This window comes from Mesorhizobium sp. M1169, from assembly GCF_040318345.1.
Taxonomy (GTDB): Bacteria; Pseudomonadota; Alphaproteobacteria; order Rhizobiales; family Rhizobiaceae; genus Mesorhizobium.
The window spans coordinates 1-17,381 of record NZ_JAMYME010000067.1 but is presented as its reverse complement, the minus strand read 5'-3'; the positions used below and the strand labels follow the sequence as shown (position 1 = coordinate 17,381).

18 protein-coding genes are annotated in these 17,381 nt (G+C 64.1%); 14 read left to right on the top strand and 4 right to left on the bottom strand.

Features of this window, described 5'->3' with window-relative positions; all coding sequences use genetic code 11:
* Positions 1-254: 254 nt before the first annotated feature.
* Genes NKH41_RS32425 through NKH41_RS32410 form a run of 4 tightly spaced genes read right to left on the bottom strand, consistent with a single transcriptional unit; the run spans position 255 to position 4,011 of the window.
* Positions 255-1,295 carry a heme-dependent oxidative N-demethylase family protein gene (locus NKH41_RS32425; RefSeq protein WP_352773113.1) on the bottom strand — a complete coding sequence of 347 codons (1,041 nt, stop codon included), beginning with the start codon at positions 1,293-1,295 and terminating at the stop codon, positions 255-257.
* Positions 1,296-1,304: 9 nt separating this feature from the next.
* Positions 1,305-2,270, bottom strand: a complete 966-nt coding sequence (locus NKH41_RS32420; protein WP_352935709.1) for a PDR/VanB family oxidoreductase — start codon at positions 2,268-2,270, stop codon at positions 1,305-1,307.
* Complete coding sequence (locus NKH41_RS32415; RefSeq protein ID WP_352773119.1) at positions 2,267-2,863, bottom strand: dimethylamine monooxygenase subunit DmmA family protein; 597 nt, start codon at positions 2,861-2,863, stop codon at positions 2,267-2,269. The genes NKH41_RS32420 and NKH41_RS32415 overlap by 4 nt, the downstream gene beginning before the upstream one ends.
* A gap of 14 nt (positions 2,864-2,877) precedes the next feature.
* Entirely contained in the window at positions 2,878-4,011 is a 1,134-nt protein-coding gene (locus NKH41_RS32410; RefSeq protein ID WP_352773122.1) for an aminomethyl transferase family protein, read from the bottom strand.
* A gap of 287 nt (positions 4,012-4,298) precedes the next feature.
* On the opposite strand from NKH41_RS32410, the gene NKH41_RS32405 reads away from it, so the two are divergent.
* The 14 genes from NKH41_RS32405 to NKH41_RS32340 all read left to right on the top strand — a co-directional run bounded on the left by NKH41_RS32405 (position 4,299) and on the right by NKH41_RS32340 (position 17,206).
* Positions 4,299-4,586 carry a hypothetical protein gene (locus tag NKH41_RS32405; RefSeq protein WP_023673993.1) on the top strand — a complete coding sequence of 96 codons (288 nt, stop codon included), beginning with the start codon at positions 4,299-4,301 and terminating at the stop codon, positions 4,584-4,586.
* An 11-nt stretch (positions 4,587-4,597) separates the two neighbouring features.
* Positions 4,598-4,975: a hypothetical protein gene (locus tag NKH41_RS32400; protein ID WP_023673992.1), complete on the top strand. Its 378-nt coding sequence runs from the start codon at positions 4,598-4,600 to the stop codon at positions 4,973-4,975.
* 15 nt (positions 4,976-4,990) lie between these two features.
* Positions 4,991-5,152 (top strand): hypothetical protein, encoded by a 162-nt coding sequence (locus NKH41_RS32395; RefSeq protein ID WP_023673991.1) that lies wholly within the window; start codon positions 4,991-4,993, stop codon positions 5,150-5,152.
* A gap of 15 nt (positions 5,153-5,167) precedes the next feature.
* A complete protein-coding gene (locus NKH41_RS32390) occupies positions 5,168-6,568 on the top strand; it encodes an APC family permease (protein ID WP_352755444.1) in 1,401 nt (466 codons plus the stop codon).
* 46 nt (positions 6,569-6,614) lie between these two features.
* Positions 6,615-7,295 carry a hypothetical protein gene (locus NKH41_RS32385; protein ID WP_352502041.1) on the top strand — a complete coding sequence of 227 codons (681 nt, stop codon included), beginning with the start codon at positions 6,615-6,617 and terminating at the stop codon, positions 7,293-7,295.
* Positions 7,292-7,624 carry a hypothetical protein gene (locus tag NKH41_RS32380; RefSeq protein ID WP_352502042.1) on the top strand — a complete coding sequence of 111 codons (333 nt, stop codon included), beginning with the start codon at positions 7,292-7,294 and terminating at the stop codon, positions 7,622-7,624. Before NKH41_RS32385 ends, NKH41_RS32380 begins: the two co-directional genes overlap by 4 nt.
* An 84-nt stretch (positions 7,625-7,708) precedes the next feature.
* Positions 7,709-8,602 carry a class II glutamine amidotransferase gene (locus NKH41_RS32375; protein WP_352612295.1) on the top strand — a complete coding sequence of 298 codons (894 nt, stop codon included), beginning with the start codon at positions 7,709-7,711 and terminating at the stop codon, positions 8,600-8,602.
* A gap of 4 nt (positions 8,603-8,606) precedes the next feature.
* Complete coding sequence (locus NKH41_RS32370) at positions 8,607-9,341, top strand: GltB/FmdC/FwdC-like GXGXG domain-containing protein (RefSeq protein ID WP_352773125.1); 735 nt, start codon at positions 8,607-8,609, stop codon at positions 9,339-9,341.
* Between the two features lie 6 nt (positions 9,342-9,347).
* Positions 9,348-10,676 carry an FMN-binding glutamate synthase family protein gene (locus NKH41_RS32365; RefSeq protein WP_023673984.1) on the top strand — a complete coding sequence of 443 codons (1,329 nt, stop codon included), beginning with the start codon at positions 9,348-9,350 and terminating at the stop codon, positions 10,674-10,676.
* A gap of 33 nt (positions 10,677-10,709) precedes the next feature.
* Positions 10,710-12,017 carry a type III glutamate--ammonia ligase gene (gene glnT, locus NKH41_RS32360; RefSeq protein ID WP_023673983.1) on the top strand — a complete coding sequence of 436 codons (1,308 nt, stop codon included), beginning with the start codon at positions 10,710-10,712 and terminating at the stop codon, positions 12,015-12,017.
* A 36-nt stretch (positions 12,018-12,053) separates the two neighbouring features.
* Entirely contained in the window at positions 12,054-13,307 is a 1,254-nt protein-coding gene (locus tag NKH41_RS32355) for a sarcosine oxidase subunit beta family protein (RefSeq protein WP_352780783.1), read from the top strand.
* Between the two features lie 17 nt (positions 13,308-13,324).
* Positions 13,325-13,600, top strand: coding sequence for a sarcosine oxidase subunit delta (locus NKH41_RS32350; protein ID WP_352773130.1), 276 nt, complete (start codon positions 13,325-13,327; stop codon positions 13,598-13,600).
* Complete coding sequence (locus NKH41_RS32345) at positions 13,600-16,584, top strand: sarcosine oxidase subunit alpha (RefSeq protein ID WP_352773132.1); 2,985 nt, start codon at positions 13,600-13,602, stop codon at positions 16,582-16,584. The genes NKH41_RS32350 and NKH41_RS32345 overlap by 1 nt, the downstream gene beginning before the upstream one ends.
* A complete protein-coding gene (locus NKH41_RS32340; RefSeq protein WP_352773134.1) occupies positions 16,577-17,206 on the top strand; it encodes a sarcosine oxidase subunit gamma in 630 nt (209 codons plus the stop codon). The genes NKH41_RS32345 and NKH41_RS32340 overlap by 8 nt, the downstream gene beginning before the upstream one ends.
* The last annotated feature ends 175 nt before the right edge of the window (positions 17,207-17,381 follow it).

Sequence of the window (17,381 nt, the reverse complement as noted above, 5' to 3'; positions counted from 1 at the left end):
CGGACGGCTCCCTTGTTTGAGATCTCAACGAACTCATTCTGGCACATCCGATGCCGTCGGGCGCCGTCCACCCCATCATGCCGTTACCTCCACGCGCTGCTACGTTGAACTGCAGGGCAAGCTCGTCCTCGATTGGTCGCAAGGGGGCTAAAGGCCGGCGCTCTACGGCGCCCCCCTCTGCCCTGCCGGGCATCTCCCCCTCTTGGGGGGAGATTGGCAGCTTGACGGGCAGCGCGAACCTCGCAAACAGAACCTCAATCCGGCCCGAACCCCGGCGATGTCGCACTGCCGTCATCCAATTTCGACAGCCATTCGACCAGCGTCGCGCGGTAGCGCGTCAGGCCTTTGTAGTTGGCGAGTTCCTCGGGCAGGTCGCGGATGACGCGGTGCAGGCGCCTTGCCCATTTCGGCTGCGTCACCAGCTCGTCCATCTTGATCAGGTAGCAGCGGATCGGGAAGACGATCGCATTCGAGCGCGGCAGCCGCCAGAAGCTCTGCAGCTCGACGCGCAGATGGACCTTGTCGCCAACGTTTTTGGGCGTCACCGTGGTCCGGTCCGGACCCCATTTGTGATAATTTTCCGGGCTGGTATCGAGGCGAGGATTGATTGTCATCGTCCAGTTCAGCCGGCGCGCCGGCTTGCCCTGCTGGATGTTGGTGAGGAATTTTAGCGCCCGGACGAAGATGCCCTTCTCATGCGCCAGCGGCACCGGCGCATGCCATTCGAAGAAGTTCATGCCGATGTCGAAATCGAGCGACCAGTCGGCCTGGGTGGTGACCATGCCGGCATCCATCCACAGATTGCCGTCGCGCTGGTCGAGAATGCAGAAATCGCCCTGGCTCTGGCGGGTGATGTATTCCATCGGCCCATAGGGCAGCGTCGAGACGTCGCCGAAGGTGAAGCTGTCGTCGATGCCGAGCGGTCGGTTGATCCAGCGCCAGCGGTCGCCATGGCGCGTCAGCGTGAAATGCTCGGGATAGCCCAGCGCCTGCTGCTCCATCAAAAGCTCGAGCAGATCCCAGCCGGCCAGCGTCATGTGCGGCAGCGACTGGCAGCGCAGCGGATCCTCGGCCAGCACCAAAGCGCGATCCTGCATCTCGGCGACATAGTGCTCGTCGACGTCGATCAAATTCTCCAGCACGCTGCCCTTCGGCCCGGCGACATGCGGCTCGATGTTGACGGCATACATGTAGCTGTCTTCGTGGAACGGGAACGGGAACCGCCTGATGTGCTCGGGGCTGTTCCTGAAGGTGAAGTCGTCGCGGAACGTTTCCTTGCGAAAGGTGATGCCCAAGCTCGCCTCCTATCTTTCCAGCACCAGCGACCTGCCCTCGAAGCGCGAGACGCAGGGCATGATCTTGCAGCCCGAACGGTGGTCTTCCTCGCTCAGCCAGTGGTCGTTGTGGATGAATTTGCCGTCATGCGAGATCACGTTGGTCTCGCATTGGCCGCAGACGCCACCGCGGCAGAGATAGGGCGGATCGACGCCGGCCGCCTCGATCGCCTCGAGCAGGCTCTGCTGCTCGTCGACACGGATGGTCTTGCCGCTGAGCGCCAGCGTCACGTCGAAGGGTGCGCCGGGCTGCGGGGCCGCGAAATGCTCGAAATGCACGGTCTCCGGAGGCCAGCCGAGGGCGGCGGCACGCTCGCGCACCCAGTCGATCATGCCGGACGGGCCGCAGACATAGAGATGCGTGCCGAGCGGCTGCGACGACAGCAGCCGGTCGAGATCGACGCGCTCGTCGCGATCGTCGTGATAGAGCCTGACCCGGCGATCGTAGCGCTCTCTCAGCAGGTCGGCATAGGTGCCGAGCGAGGCGGTGCGGCAGGTGTAATGGAATTCGAAATTGCCGCCTTCCGCCGCCAGCTGGGCGGTCTGCGCCATGAACGGGGTGATGCCGATGCCGCCGGCCAGCATCAGGTGCTTCCTGGCGCGCAGATCGAGCGAGAACAGGTTGACGGGATAGCTGACCACCATCTCCGTGCCCGGCCTGACCTGCCTGTGCATGAACAGCGAGCCGCCGCGGCCGGCGTCGTCGCGGCGCACCGAGATGGTGTATTCGCGGGTGTCGAGCGGCGAGCCCATCAGCGAATAGGGATTGAGCCTGGTGCGTTCGCCATCGCGCATCTCGACGACGACATGGGCGCCGCCGGAGAAGGTCGGCAAAAGCTCGCCGTCGCGCCGTCGGAAATGAAAGCGCGTCACCAGCTCGTTGACCGGGACGACATCGCTGACGACGACATCGAGCTTGGTGGTGCCGGTGCTCATCGAAAGACCTCCTCGATCGGAGGAATTTCGGTGCGGTCCTCGGCGTTGATGCAGACGCCCTGGAAGGCGGCGAGGCGCCGCGAATAGTGGTCGCGCACCAGAAGCAAGAGGCCGCAATGCGAACAGGTTGCCGGCTGCGTCGTCACGTTCTCGGTGATGCCCTTGCAGTGGACGCATTGCATGCGGCGCGCCAGCGAGCCGCGATGCTCGGTCTGGATCGAGGTGTGGTCGATGCCGGCTTCGAGCGCCGCCTGCATGGCCTGGCCGATCAGCCCTTCGGTGCCGGCAAGGTAGAGCCTGAGGCCCATATGGGCGTTGGCCAGCGTCTGCTTCAGCCGCGGCAGGGCGCTGGCAAAGGAATGGCCGAGGTAGAACTGTGCCGGCTTCAGGGCTTCGAGCGCATCGGCGTATTTGCCGTCGCGGCCGGGAATGAAGATGATGTGGGCGCCACCGAAGAAATCCGCCGGTGCCTTGGCGGCCAGATCGGCAATCGCCAGCGCTCCCTCTGCATCCGCTATGAAAAGATGGTGCTTGCCGGGCTGCGGAGACAGGGTCCCATAGACCGGGCGGCTGATGATACTTTTCGCTGCCATACCCGCAGTATGCCTCAGCCTTTCGCCGTGCGCTTGGTCTTCTTCGGATCGTCGAAAGGAAGCGGCTCGGCGGTTGCGCTGATGGCGCCGCTCTTGTTGCGGATCTCGAGCCTGGTGCCCTGCACCGCGCAGTCGACGTCGAGCCGGGCGATGCCCATCGATTTTTTGACCAGCGGCGAATACATGGCGCAGGTCACCACGCCGACCTTTTTGCCGTCGCGATAGACCGGTGCGCCCTCGTCGGCCGGCTCTCTGCCTTCGAGCAGCACGCCGAAGATCTTGAAGCGCTCCTTGCCCTTGAGGCGATAATGCTCCTCGGCGCCGCGAAAGCCCGTCTTGCCGGGGCTGACGGTGAAGTCGAGACCAAGCTCCCACAGCGTGTCGCCGGGGCCTTCGTTCTCGAACGGGTATTTCTGCGAATTGTCGTAGGGGTAAAACAGCAGGTAGCTCTCGACGCGCAGCATGTCGAGCGTGGTGAAGCGGCACGGGATGATGCCGGCGCTCTTGCCTTCGTCGAGGATCCTGTCCCAGATCGTTCCGGCGTCCTGGCCACGGCAGAAGATCTCGTAGCCGCGCTCGCCGGTGTAGCCGGTGCGCGAGATCATTACCGGGAAGCCGAACAACTGCGTCTGCATGTGATGGAAATAGTTGAGGTCGCGAATGCCGGGCACATGCTTTGCCAGATAATCCACGGCTAGCGGCCCCTGCAGCGAAAGGTCGTGCAGATTGTCGTCGAAGCGCAGCGACACGTCGCGACCGACCGAAGCGCGCTGCAGCTCTTCATGGCCGGTGCCCGAGCCATGCACGACCATCCAGGAATTCGGGCCGGTGCGGTAGAGGATGCAGTCGTCGGTGAACTTGCCGGCCTCGTTGAGCATGCAGGCATAGGCCGACTTGCCGGGATAGATCTTTTCGACGTCGCGCGTCGTCGCCAGATCGATCAGGTGCGAGGCGTGCGGCCCGGTGATGTGGACCTTCTTCAAGCCGGACACGTCCATCAGGCCGGCCTTGGTGCGGATGGCGATATACTCTTCGTCGGCGTCCTTGTCGTAGGTCCAGGCGGTGCCCATGCCGCTCCAGTCCTCGAGCTTCGAGCCGAGCGCGCGATGGCGGTCCGCAAGCGTCGAAAATCTCCAGGATGCCGTCATCCGCTGTCCTCCGTTAGAAAGAAACTTTTTTGCTTTCCCCTGCTCCCTGCACACAGGCGGGAGCGTTGCCTTGAATATTGACCGCAAACGCCGGGAGCCTGCAATACCCGTAAGCAAATAATTTCATTGTCAGGCAAATCCGGCGCGCCCAAAACAAACGGTTAACGTCGCGTAAAATCGTCTTGACAATTCCAGAATTCGGCCGGATTTTATGAAAAAAATTTCACTCTCTTGAAAGAGGGCAATGACCGGCCAATCCGGACCGGCGTTGAAAAAGGGGAAAGCCGATGTCCGACCTGCAACAGCGCGTGGAAGCGTTGTACCGCTCCGACGTGCGTGGATCCATGCTCCTGATCGTCTGCCTGTGGGCGACGATCCTGTTTGTCCTGTTCATGACATGGCCATACGTCCCCGACGCCGGCATCAAGCTCGTCGTCGCGGTCGCCGCCGCCGCGGTGCTGATCTTCAACACGGCCGCGATCCTGGCGATGGTCAACCACTACAAGGAAGACAAGGACTTCATCTATGGCCTCGACATCAAGAACGCCGACGCCTACCGCAACCGCAAGTCCTGAGGGGGAGACGCATGGCCCGCTATACACCGCCCGAACAGAGCAAGGCCGGACAGGTTTTCGATATCGCCGTCGTCGTGGTCGCGATTTTCGTTGCGCTATGGCTGCCGCTGAAACTAGGTCTGGCAGGGGCGGCAAAATCCATCGACGCGCTCGACGCCAAGACGTGGGAAGCGCTCGGACAAAACCCGACCATGGCCTCGATCTGGGAAAAGCTCGGCTACACGCCGGAAACCGCGCACGACATCATTCAGAACCGGTTCCACTACATCATCGACTGGCCGACGCTGATCATCATGGCGGCAGTGCTGATCGGCTATTTCATCTTTCTGTTCCGCGCATCGGACCGCGAATACCGCGACGTCATCGACGAAAAGTTCGGCGACAAATAGATAGGAAGCATCGTCATGTGGGTGGCACTCTCTTACGCATGCTGGGGCATCTCGATCGTGCTCGCGCTGTGGATGCTCTACGACTGGTTCAAGATCGACACGACCTATTCCGAAGAGATGCTGACCTCGTCCAGGGAAGGCGAACTTGAAGCCGTGTCCGAAAAACACCGGATCTGAGTGGGGGATTGAACGATGACGATCACGGCTGAACCAGCGGTGCAAGTGCAGGGCGACAGGGTTTCACTGCTCAGGGTGCTCGGCCCCGCCCATGTCTGGGCGCTCGGTGTCGGCATCGTTCTGGTCGGCGAATTCACCGGCTGGAATTTCGCGGCGGACAAGGGCGGCGCGCTGGCGGCGCTGATCGTCTGCTGGATCGTCGGGCTGCTCTACACCTCGGTCGCGATGATCGATTCCGAAGTGACCTCGACGGTTGCCGCCGCCGGCGGCCAATATGCGCAGGCCAAGCACATTGTCGGGCCGCTGATGGCCTTCAACGTCGCGCTGTTCCTGGTCTTTGCCTACACCATGCTCGAAGTGTCGGACGCGATCCTGCTCGGCGACACCATCGTCGCCAAAGCCGGCGTCGAGGGCCTCACCCACAATTCCTTCATCGCCGCGACAATCGTCGTGCTGGCATGGCTGAACTATCGCGGCGTGCTGATGACGCTCAACGTCAACTTCGTCATCACTGCCATCGCCTATGTCTCGATCGTCATCCTGTTCTTCTCGGTCAGCCCGTGGACGCAAGGCGCCGTGCTCAAGCTCAACGAGTTGGTGACCCCGGGCAACGCCCTGCCCTATGGCTGGATCGGCGTCATCGCCGCCTTCCAGTTCGGCATCTGGTACTATCTCGGCATCGAGGGCACCACGCAGGCGGCCGAGGAAGTGCGCTCGCCGGCGCGCTCGCTGCCCTATGGCACGATGGCCGGCATGATCACGCTTCTGATCGCCGCCGCCATGACCTGGTATGTCTGCGCCTCGCTGATGCCCTGGGAATATCTCGGCATCACCTATTATCCGCTGTGGGACGCGGGCAAACTGACCGGCAGTGCGCTGCTGGAAAACCTGTTGTTCATCGCGACGCTGCTTGCCGCGCTCGCCTCCGCCAATGGCTGCATCAACGACGCCGCGCGCGCCTGGTTTTCGCTCGGCCGCGACCGCTATCTGCCGACCTGGTTCTCGGCGGTGCATCCGAAATACCGCACGCCCTATCGCTCGATCCTGTTCCTGCTGCCGATCGCGCTCGCCTTCGCCTTCATCGCCGACCTCAACCAGGCGATCACCTTCTCGATCCTGTCGGGCGTGCTGCAATACACCTTCATGAGCATCAACATCATTATGTTCAGGAAAAAGTGGCCGCTCGGCTCGATCCGCCGCGGCTACACCCATCCGTTCCACCCGCTGCCGGCGATCGTCTTGTTCTGCCTTTGCGTGGTCACCTTCTTTGCGATCTTCCTCGGCTTCGGCTCGCAGCTGATCGCCATGGTCGCCTTCTACTTCCTGATCTCGCTGTGGTTCCACTTCTACCGCTACAAATTCGTGCGCCGTGGCGCCCAGTTCACCATGCCGTGGCCGAAGCCGCAGGGCTACTGACGGCGCGCCCGGTCTGGGCGGGCATTTGTGTGACGAGGTGCGTTAGGTGATCTCAGCATTGCTCGCCGGGGCGGTTGCCCTGGCTCTCTTCCTCCATATAGCCTGGCTCGCGCGGGCCAGCCGCGCCAAGGCCTCGACCGGGCTTGCCGCCGACGAAGCCGGCGTCCGCGCCGTCATCCCCGACGCGGCCAACGTCTCGGACGGCACCGCCGGCGTCGTCACCTTCGCCGGCTCGTGGAACGGTCGGCGGGTGCAGGTACGGACCATCGTCGACACGCTGGCGATAAGGAAGCTGCCGGCGCGCTGGCTGAGTGTTTCGATCACCGAAAAGGTCGCGATACCAGGCACTTTCGATATGATGATGCGGCCCGGATCGCCGACGACTTTTTCCAATTTCGATCATCTCGTCCATCCGCTGCCGAAGGCGGCGGGGTTTCCGGCCGAGGCGGTGCTGCGGAGCGACCGCAAGGGCGTGCGCTTCCCCGAAGCCATCATCGCCGGCCACCTCGATGTCTTTGCCGAGGAGCGCGCCAAGGAATTGCTGATCACGCCGAACGGCGTGCGCATCGTCTGGCTGCTGGCCGAGGCCGAGCGGGCGCGCTACGGCGTATTCCGGCAGGCCGAATTCGGCGCGGTCAGGCTCGATCCGGTGCTGATCGAGAGGCTGCTGTCGTCGGCTTCGGCGCTGCGCGATGCCATCAATCAAAGCGAACGGCAAGCGGCATGATCAGCCAGATCACCACCTCCCCCGCACCACCGAGCCCCTATCTGGTTCTGGGCGCTGCGATCGTTTTGCCGGCGAGCGGGCATGTCGTGCTCGGCGTGCCGGTGCGCGGCCTGCAATTCCTGTTCTTCATGGTGATCCTTGCCTGGATCACCGCCAAGATCGCGCCGCCCGACGCCAGCTTCGTCGGACGCCATGCCGGCGGCTTCCTGATCTATGCCCTGTCGATCCTGGATGCCTACAAGATCGCCCGCATCCGCTATGCCAAATGGGTTCACAATGGCGGCCAGCGCAGCGATAGTGCGGCCGGCGGCGCCTCAGCCGATATATAACGACAGGAAAATTTTTTTCATACCAATTGAATTCCCGGGACTCATTCGATACATCTCGGAGGGAACAAACTCGCGGAGGCTGACATGTGCGGAATCGTCGGACTGTTTTTGAAGGACAAGTCGCTCGAGCCCCAGCTTGGCGCGATGCTGTCGGAGATGCTGATCTCGCTCAGCGATCGCGGTCCCGACAGCGCCGGCATCGCCATCTATGGCGCGTCCTCCAATGAAGCCAAGATCACCATCCAGTCGGCCAAGCCGGAGCGCGATTTCCGCGGCCTCGACGCCGAACTTGCCAAGGCAATCGGCGCGCCGGTGAGCATTGCTGCGAAGTCGACGCATGCCGTGGTCCGGACGATGCCTGCCAAGATCGACGAAGCGCGCGAGGCGATCCAGACGCTGCGCCCCGACATCCGCATCATGGGCGCCGGCGACGTCGTCGAAATCTACAAGGAAGTCGGGCTGCCGGAAGCGGTCGTCGACCGTTTCGGCGTCCGCGAGATGACCGGCACCCACGGCATCGGCCATACCCGCATGGCGACCGAATCGGCGGTGACGACGATGGGCGCGCATCCGTTCTCGACCGGCGCCGACCAGTGCCTGGTGCATAATGGCTCGCTGTCCAACCACAACAATGTCCGCCGCGAGCTGATCCGCGAAGGCATGACTTTCGAGACCGAGAACGACACCGAGGTCGCTGCCGCCTATCTCTCCTCGCAGATGGCGCATGGCAAGAACCTCGGCGAGGCGCTGGAAGGCACGCTGAGTGATCTCGACGGGTTTTTCACCTTCGTCGTCGGCACCAAGAACGGCTTCGGCGTGGTGCGCGACCCGATCGCCTGCAAGCCCGCCGTAATGGCCGAAACCGACCAGTATGTCGCCTTCGGCTCGGAATATCGTGCGCTCACCAAACTGCCCGGCATAGACAATGCGAAGGTCTGGGAACCCGAGCCCGCAACCGTCTATTTCTGGGAGCATTGAACCAATGCCGGCAATTAACCTCTCCAAGGCGGCTCGCGAGCCGGGCCATGCATCACGGGTCTTCGATCTGGCCGAAATGTCGCTGCGCGAGCTCAACCAGGCGCTGCACGATCTGGCGCCCGGTTCGAACGAGACCGCCTGGGAGGTGCTCCGCCCGCGAGGCAGCCATTCGGTCGCCGTCGGCGTCGACCAGCCGGTCGCCATCGATGTGCGCGGCAGCGTCGGCTATTATTGCGGCGGCATGAACGACGGCGGCACCATCACCGTGCATGGCTCGGCCGGGCCCGGCGTCGGCGAGAACATGATGTCCGGCCAGATCGTCGTCAAAGGCGATGCCAGCCAGTATGCCGGCGCCACCGGCCGGGGCGGGTTGCTCGTCATCGAAGGCAACGCGTCGTCGCGCTGCGGCATCTCGATGAAAGGCATCGACATCGTCGTCCATGGTAATATCGGCCACATGTCGGCCTTCATGGCGCAGTCCGGCAACCTCGTGGTGCTGGGCGACGCCGGCGATGCGCTCGGCGATTCCATCTACGAGGCGCGGCTTTTCGTGCGCGGCAAGGTCGAAAGCCTCGGCGCCGACTGCATCGCCAAGGAGATGCGGCCCGAGCATCTCGAATTGCTGCAAGGCTTGCTCGACCGCGCCGGTGTGACCGGCGTCAAGGCGGCGGAGTTCAAGCGTTATGGCTCGGCTCGTACCCTCTACAATTTCAATATCGACAACGCCGACGCGTATTGAGGCTCAATGACCTATCGCAACCCGCCGACGACGCCGCGCAAATCCGCGACCTTCGACGACTACACGCTTTCCGAGATCCGCCGCGCCGCGGCGACCGGCATCTATGACATCCGCGGCGCCGGCGCTAAGCGCAAGCTGCCGCATTTCGACGACCTTCTGTTCCTCGGTGCCTCGATCTCGCGCTACCCGCTCGAAGGCTATCGCGAGCGCTGCGACACCAGCGTCGTGCTCGGCTCGCGCTATGCGAAAAAACCGATCGAACTGAAAATCCCGATCACTATTGCCGGCATGAGCTTCGGCTCGCTGTCCGGCCCGGCGAAGGAAGCGCTTGGCCGCGGCGCGACGCTGTCCGGCACCTCGACGACGACCGGCGACGGCGGCATGACCGAGGAAGAGCGCGGCCATTCGAAGACGCTGGTCTACCAGTATCTGCCGTCACGCTACGGCATGAACCCGCGCGACCTGCGCCGCGCCGACGCGATCGAAGTGGTCGTCGGCCAGGGCGCCAAGCCAGGCGGCGGCGGCATGCTGCTCGGCCAGAAGATCTCCGACCGCGTCGCCGAAATGCGCACGCTGCCGAAAGGCATCGACCAGCGCTCGGCCTCGCGCCACCCCGACTGGACCGGGCCGGACGACCTCGAGATCAAGATCCTCGAACTGCGCGAGATCACCGACTGGGAAAAGCCGATCTACGTCAAGGTCGGCGGCGCGCGGCCCTATTACGACACCGCGCTTGCGGTGAAATCGGGCGCCGATGTCGTCGTCGTCGACGGCATGCAGGGCGGCACTGCGGCGACCCAGGAAGTGTTCATTGAAAATGTCGGCCAGCCGACGCTTGCCTGCATCAGGCCGGCCGTGCAGGCGCTGCAGGATCTCGGCATGCACCGCAAGGTGCAGCTGATCGTCTCCGGCGGTATCCGCAACGGCGCCGACGTCGCCAAGGCGCTGGCGCTCGGCGTCGATGCGGTGTCGATCGGCACGGCAGCGCTTGTCGCGCTCGGCGACAACGACCCGCGCTGGGAGGCGGAATACAACGAGCTCGGCACCACCGCCGGCGCCTATGACGACTGGCATGAGGGTCGCGACCCGGCCGGCATCACCACGCAGGATCCCGAGCTAATGAAACGGGTCGATCCGATTGCGGCCGGCCGACGGCTGGCGAATTATCTTAAGGTGATGACACTTGAGGCTCAGACAATCGCCCGCGCCTGCGGCAAGAACAGCCTGCACAATCTCGAGCCCGAGGATCTTGTGGCCTTGACGATCGAAGCCGCCGCCATGGCCGGCGTGCCGCTGGCCGGCACCAACTGGATACCGGGCAAGAACGGCTTCTAAGACAAACCAAATGCCAGTAAGCGAGGAACTATAATGGGGAACGATCTCGCCGCCTTCGCCAAGGAAAAGGGCGTCAAATATTTCATGATATCCTACACCGACCTGTTCGGTGGACAACGCGCCAAGCTGGTGCCGGCGCAGGCGATCGCCGACATGCAGCGGGACGGTGCCGGCTTTGCCGGCTTTGCCACCTGGCTCGATCTGACGCCGGCGCATCCCGACATGCTGGCGGTGCCGGATCCGGCCTCGGTGATCCAGTTGCCTTGGAAGCCGGAGGTCGCCTGGGTCGCCGCCAACTGCATCATGGACGACAAATCGGTCGAGCAGGCGCCGCGCAACACGCTGAAGCGGTTGATCGCGGAGGCTGCTGGCGACGGCATGCACATCAAGACCGGCGTCGAGGCCGAATTCTTCCTGATCTCGCCGGATGGCAAGACGATTTCCGACGAATATGACACGGCGTCGAAGCCCTGCTACGACCAGCAGGCGGTGATGCGCCGCTACGACGTGATCGCCGAGATCTGCGACCACATGCTGGCGCTCGGCTGGGGCGCCTACCAGAACGACCACGAGGACGCCAACGGCCAGTTCGAGATGAACTGGGCCTTCGACGATGCGCTGGCGACCGCCGACAAGCATTCCTTCTTCAAATTCATGGTGAAATCGGTCGCCGAAAAGCACGGCCTGCGCGCAACCTTCATGCCTAAACCCTTCCAGGGCCTGACCGGCAATGGCTGCCATGCGCATATCTCGGTGTGGGACAAAGACGGCAAGACCAATGTCTTTGCCGACAATGCGATGGAGCTCGGCCTGTCGGCCAAGGGCAGGAATTTCCTCGGCGGCATCATGAAACATGCGTCCGCGCTTGCCGCCATCACCAACCCGACGGTCAATTCCTACAAGCGCATCAACGCACCGCGCACCATCTCCGGCGCCACCTGGGCGCCGAACACGGTGACCTGGACCGGCAACAACCGCACCCACATGGTGCGCGTGCCCGGCCCCGGCCGCTTCGAGCTGCGCCTGCCGGACGGCGCGGCAAACCCGTATCTGCTGCAGGCGGTGATCATCGCCGCCGGCCTTGACGGCGTCCGCTCGAAGGCCGACCCCGGCCGGCGCTACGATATCGACATGTACCAGTTCGGCCATACGGTCGAGGGCGCGCCGAAGCTGCCGCTCAACCTGCTCGACGCGTTGCGCGAGTTTGACAACGACAAATCGCTCAAGGCGGCGCTGGGTGAGGAATTCTCGTCGGCCTATCTAAAGCTCAAGCAGCAGGAATGGAATTCCTATGCTTCCCACTTCACCCAGTGGGAGCGCGACCACACGCTCGACATCTGATCCGGAATTGTTGCACGCCCGGCGCGAAACAGGTTCATGAAATACTCGATCTTCTCCCTCGCCCGGGCGGCATTTTCCGGCCATAAGAACTGGCAGCGCACCTGGCGCGACGCCAGCCCGAAGAGCCACTACGACGTGGTGATCATCGGCGGCGGCGGCCATGGCCTGGCGACGGCATGGTTCCTCGCCAGCGAATACGGCATCAGGAATGTCGCCGTGCTGGAAAAAGGCTGGATCGGCTCCGGCAATGCCGGCCGCAACACAACCATCATCCGCTCCAATTACGGGCTGCCCGGCAATACCGGCTTCTACGAGCTGTCGATGAAGCTGTGGGAGCGGATGGAGCAGGACCTCAACTACAACACCATGGTCAGCCAGCGCGGCGTCATCAATCTCTACCATTCCGACGCGCAGCGCGACGCCTACGCACGGCGCGGCAACACCATGCGCATCAACGGCATCGATGCCGAACTGCTCGATCTGGCGGCGGTCAGGAAGATGATGCCGTTCCTGAACTTCGACAACGCACGTTTCCCGGTGCAGGGCGGCCTCTTGCAGCGACGCGGCGGCACGGCACGACACGATGCCGTGGTCTGGGGCTACGCGCATGCGGCGAGCGCGCTCGGCGTCGACATCATCCAGAATTGCGAAGTGACCGGCTTTGTCCGCGATGGCAGCGGCAAGGTGACCGGCGTCGAGACGAGCCGCGGCAGGATCGGCGCAGGCAAGGTCGGCATGGCGGTCGCCGGCTCTTCGTCGCGCGTCGCGGCGATGGCCGGCATGCGGCTGCCGATCGAAAGCCATGTGCTGCAGGCCTTCGTCTCGGAGGCGATCAAGCCGCTGATCCCCAACGTCATGACGTTCGGCGCCGGGCATTTCTACGTCAGCCAGTCCGACAAGGGCGGCCTGGTCTTCGGCGGCGACATAGACGGTTACAATTCCTATGCCCAGCGCGGCAATCTGCCTGTCATGGAAGACGTGTGCGAGGGCGGAATGGCGCTGATGCCGATGATCGGCCGGATACGGCTGCTGCGTCAGTGGGGCGGCATCATGGACATGTCGATGGACGGCTCGCCGATCATCGACAAAACACCGGTCAACGGGCTCTATCTCAACGCCGGCTGGTGCTATGGCGGCTTCAAGGCGACGCCCGGCTCCGGCCTGGTCTTTGCCCATCTGCTGGCGCGCGACGAGCCGCACAAGGAGGCTGCCCGCTTTCGTCTCGACCGCTTCCGGCGAGGTGCGATGATCGACGAAAAGGGCCAAGGCGCCCAACCGAACCTGCATTGAAGGCTGGCTGAAGAAGCATGCGCATTGTCTGTCCCTTCTGCGGCGAACGCGAACTCGGGGAGTTCACCTATCTGGGCGACGCCAAGCCGGTGCGTCCGGCGGCCGGCGCCACCGAAGACGAGGTCTTCGACTACGTCTATCTGCGCGACAATGTCGCCGGGCCGATGAGCGAATACTGGTACCATGGCGGCGGCTGCCGGGCCTGGCTGAAGGTCGCCCGCAACACGCTGACGCACGAGATTTCGGCGGTCGAACCGGCTGCAGGCGTTGGTGCTGCCGAGGTTGGCGCCTGATGGTTGGCCCCGCGCAGATACACCGGCTGGAGAGCGGCGGTCTCATCGATCGCGCCGCGCCGCTGGCCTTCCGCTTCGACGGCAAGAGCTTTGCCGGCTTCCAAGGCGACACGCTGGCCTCGGCGCTGATCGCCAATGGCGTCAAGCTGGTCGGCCGCTCGTTCAAATACCATCGGCCGCGCGGCATCCTGACCGCTGGTTCGGAGGAGCCCAACGCGCTGGTCGAACTGCGCAGCGGAGCGCGGCGCGAGCCGAACACCAAGGCGACCACGGCCGAACTCTATGACGGGCTCGAAGCCGCCAGCCAGAACCGCTGGCCGTCGCTGCGCCACGACCTGATGGCGGTCAATCAGCTGTTCGCGCCGATCTTCGTCGCCGGCTTTTACTACAAGACCTTCATGTGGCCGGCGAAATTCTGGGAAACGATCTACGAGCCAACGATTCGCCGCGCCGCCGGCCTCGGCCGCGCTGCAGGCGTCGCCGATCCCGACCATTACGACAAGGCGTGGGCGCATTGCGACGTGCTGATTGCCGGGTCCGGCCCGGCCGGGCTGGCTGCGGCACTGGCGGCCGGGCGCGGCGGCGCCCGCGTCATCCTGTGCGAGGAAGATTTTGCGCTTGGCGGCCGTCTGCTCGCCGACGGCGGCATGATCGACGGCGCGCCGGCGGCCGAATGGATTACGCGCACGCTGGCCGAACTCGCCGCACTGCACGATGTCCGCATCATGACCCGCACGACATTGTTCGGCGTCTATGATGGCGGCACCTATGGCGCCATCGAGCGGGTCAACGACCACCTGCCCTCGCCGCCCGAGCACCAGGTGCGCCAGCGGTTGTGGCGGATCGTGGCCAAGCGCTGCGTCGTCGCCGCCGGCGCCATCGAGCGACCGATCGTCTTTGCCGGTAACGACACGCCGGGCGTGATGATGGCTTCGGCTATGCGGACCTATGTCGCGCGCTACGCGGTTACCCCTGCCAGGAGGATCGCGCTGTTCACCAACAATGAGGATGGCTGGCGCACGGTCGAGACCGCGCTTGGCGCCGGTTTGCAGATCGCGGCGGTCGTCGATGCGCGCCCGGACGTCTCCGCCGCGCATCGAGCGCTTGCCGCCAAGGGCGGCTTTGCCGTGCTCAACGGCTCGGTCAGCGGGGTCGAAGGCGGCAAGGACGGGGTCCGGAAAATCGTGGTGGCGCTGACCGGCGGCGCACGGGCGGAAGTCGAAGCCGACGGGCTTGCCGTGTCCGGCGGCTGGAATCCGGCGGTCGGGCTGACCTCCTATCATCGCGGCCGGCCGAAATGGCAGGACGATATCGCAGCCTTCGTGCCGGATGGTGCGCCGCCCGGCATGATGGCCGTCGGCGCCGCCAACGGCGCCTTCGGGCTGGGCGACTGCCTGCGCCAGGGCTTTGCCGCGGGTGCTGCGGCAGCGCAGAGTGCTGGACGCGGCGGCAATGCCGGCACATCGCCGGTCGCCGACAGCGAGGCGTTTTCGCTGACGCCGCTTTGGTATGTGGCCGGCAAAGGGAAAGCCTTAGTCGATTACCAGCATGACGTGACCGCGTCCGACATCGAGCTGGCGCAGCGCGAAGGTTTCGAATCGGTCGAGCATCTCAAGCGCTATACGACGCTCGGCATGGCCACCGACCAGGGCAAGACCTCGAACGTCGCCGGTCTCGCCATCATGGCGGCAATCAGCGGCAAATCGATCCCCGAAACCGGCACGACGATCTACCGCCCACCCTATGTGCCGGTCGCCATCGGCGCCTTCGCCGGCCATCATCGCGACGAAGACTTCCATGCGACGAGGCTGACGCCGTCGCATCACTGGGCAGCCGAACAGGGCGCGGTGTTCGTCGACACCGGCCTGTGGAAGCGCGCGCAATGGTATCCGCGCGCCGGCGAAAAGGACTGGCTGGAATCGGTCACCCGCGAGGTCAAGGCGGTGCGCTCCGGCGTCGGCTTCTGCGATGTCTCGACGCTCGGCAAGATCGACGTGCACGGCCCGGATGCCGGCGCCTTTCTCGACCGCGTCTACATCAACACCTTCTCCAGTCTCGCCGTCGGCAAAGCCCGCTACGGGCTGATGCTGCGCGAGGACGGCATCGTCTATGACGACGGCACGACGTCGCGGCTGGCCGAGGACCACTATTTCCTGACCACCACCACCGCCAAGGCCGGGCTGGTGATGCAGCATCTCGAATTCTGCCGGCAGGTGCTGTTCCCCGAATTCGACGTGCAGCTGACATCCGTCTCCGATCAATGGGCGCAGTTCTCGATCGCCGGGCCGAAGACCCGGGACCTGCTTCGGGAAATCGTCGATCCGGCGGAGGATTTGTCGAACGAGGGCTTTCCCTTCATGGGGGCGCGGGAAGTCGCGCTTCGCGGTGGCATCAAGGCGCGGCTGTTCCGCATCTCGTTTTCGGGCGAAATGGCGTTCGAGATTTCGGTTCCCGCCCGCTATGGCGAGGCGCTGGTGCGCAATTTGATGCTGGCCGGCAAGCCGTTCGGCGTTACGCCCTACGGTACCGAGGCGCTCGGCGTCATGCGCATCGAAAAGGGCCATGTCGCCGGCCCGGAGCTGAACGGCACGACGACCGCCGCCGACCTCGGCCTCGGCAAGATGATGTCGACCAAAAAAGATTTCATCGGCCGCGTCATGGCCGGGCGCGAGGCGCTGATTGCCCCAGACCGGCAGGTCGTCGTCGGCATCAAGCCGGTCGACAAGACGCGCCGCCTGCGCTCCGGCGCGCATATCATTCCGAAAGGCGAGACGCCCGGTCCCGGCAACGACCAGGGCTATGTCACTTCGGTCTGCTTCTCGCCCATGCTCGACCAGTGGATCGGGCTGGCGCTTGTTGAGCGTGGCCGCGAGCGCATCGGCGAGATCGTCCATGCGCATGACCCGCTGCGCGGCGAAGACTACGACGTCGAGCTGTGCAGCCCGGCCTTCTACGATCCGGATGGAGGGCGCCAGCGTGGCTGAGTTTTCCTGGATTGCCCGCAGTCCGCTGGAGAAAGCGCTCGTTGTCGGCGCCTATGGCGCGCGTGGCACGGCGGCCGGCGTATCGCTCACCGAGATCCGCAATTTCGACCTGATCCAGGTGATGGCGCGGCGCGGCAAAGCGGCAGAACTGGCGAAGGCCGCCGAAACCCGCTTCGGCGTTGCCGCCCCGGAAACGCCCAAGGCGACCCGAACTCCCGACGCTACGCTGATCTGGTCGGGACCGGATCAGTTCCTGGTCCTGTCCAATGGCGGCAAGCACGCGAGCGAACCGCTGAGCCAGACGTTTGCGCAATCCGCCTCGTTGTCCGACCAGTCGCATGCTCGCGCGCTGATCAGCGTTTCCGGAGAAAAGGCGCGCGCGATGCTGGCCAAACTGTCGTCACTAGACCTGCACCCCGCGGCGTTCCCGGCCGGCACCGCTGCGGCGACCTCGGTCGATCACACCAGCATCAATCTCTGGCGCGGCAATGACCGGCCGGACGGACAGGCGGTGTTCAATCTTCTGGTGTTCGCCACCTTCGCGGAAAGCCTGTGGCATACGATGCTGGATGCTGCCGCCGAGTATGGCGTCGAGATCGGGCATTCCGAGGAATTGGGGTAGGATTGTGCGCCACCTTCCCTTCTCCCCTTGTGGGAGAAGGTGGCCGAGCGAAGCTCGGTCGGATGAGGGGTGCTCCAGCTTGGCTATGACGATAGTGTGCTGAAGGTTCTGCAAAAAGTTTTGGAGAGAGAACGGGGCTTGCTCTGAGGGGCGAGCGGCCATGGCACGGTGGTGA

What these genes read in the sequence shown, in the direction of transcription:
- NKH41_RS32420 (WP_352935709.1), bottom strand. Translation starts at nt 2,270, where the DNA reads ATGAGCACCGGCACCACCAAGCTCGATGTCGTCGTCAGCGATGTCGTC.
- NKH41_RS32405 (WP_023673993.1), top strand. Translation starts at nt 4,299, where the DNA reads ATGTCCGACCTGCAACAGCGCGTGGAAGCGTTGTACCGCTCCGACGTG.
- NKH41_RS32410 (WP_352773122.1), bottom strand. Translation starts at nt 4,011, where the DNA reads ATGACGGCATCCTGGAGATTTTCGACGCTTGCGGACCGCCATCGCGCG.
- NKH41_RS32355 (WP_352780783.1), top strand. Translation starts at nt 12,054, where the DNA reads ATGAAATACTCGATCTTCTCCCTCGCCCGGGCGGCATTTTCCGGCCAT.
- NKH41_RS32380 (WP_352502042.1), top strand. Translation starts at nt 7,292, where the DNA reads ATGATCAGCCAGATCACCACCTCCCCCGCACCACCGAGCCCCTATCTG.
- NKH41_RS32400 (WP_023673992.1), top strand. Translation starts at nt 4,598, where the DNA reads ATGGCCCGCTATACACCGCCCGAACAGAGCAAGGCCGGACAGGTTTTC.
- NKH41_RS32365 (WP_023673984.1), top strand. Translation starts at nt 9,348, where the DNA reads ATGACCTATCGCAACCCGCCGACGACGCCGCGCAAATCCGCGACCTTC.
- glnT (WP_023673983.1), top strand. Translation starts at nt 10,710, where the DNA reads ATGGGGAACGATCTCGCCGCCTTCGCCAAGGAAAAGGGCGTCAAATAT.
- NKH41_RS32395 (WP_023673991.1), top strand. Translation starts at nt 4,991, where the DNA reads ATGTGGGTGGCACTCTCTTACGCATGCTGGGGCATCTCGATCGTGCTC.
- NKH41_RS32370 (WP_352773125.1), top strand. Translation starts at nt 8,607, where the DNA reads ATGCCGGCAATTAACCTCTCCAAGGCGGCTCGCGAGCCGGGCCATGCA.
- NKH41_RS32345 (WP_352773132.1), top strand. Translation starts at nt 13,600, where the DNA reads ATGGTTGGCCCCGCGCAGATACACCGGCTGGAGAGCGGCGGTCTCATC.
- NKH41_RS32415 (WP_352773119.1), bottom strand. Translation starts at nt 2,863, where the DNA reads ATGGCAGCGAAAAGTATCATCAGCCGCCCGGTCTATGGGACCCTGTCT.
- NKH41_RS32375 (WP_352612295.1), top strand. Translation starts at nt 7,709, where the DNA reads ATGTGCGGAATCGTCGGACTGTTTTTGAAGGACAAGTCGCTCGAGCCC.
- NKH41_RS32390 (WP_352755444.1), top strand. Translation starts at nt 5,168, where the DNA reads ATGACGATCACGGCTGAACCAGCGGTGCAAGTGCAGGGCGACAGGGTT.
- NKH41_RS32350 (WP_352773130.1), top strand. Translation starts at nt 13,325, where the DNA reads ATGCGCATTGTCTGTCCCTTCTGCGGCGAACGCGAACTCGGGGAGTTC.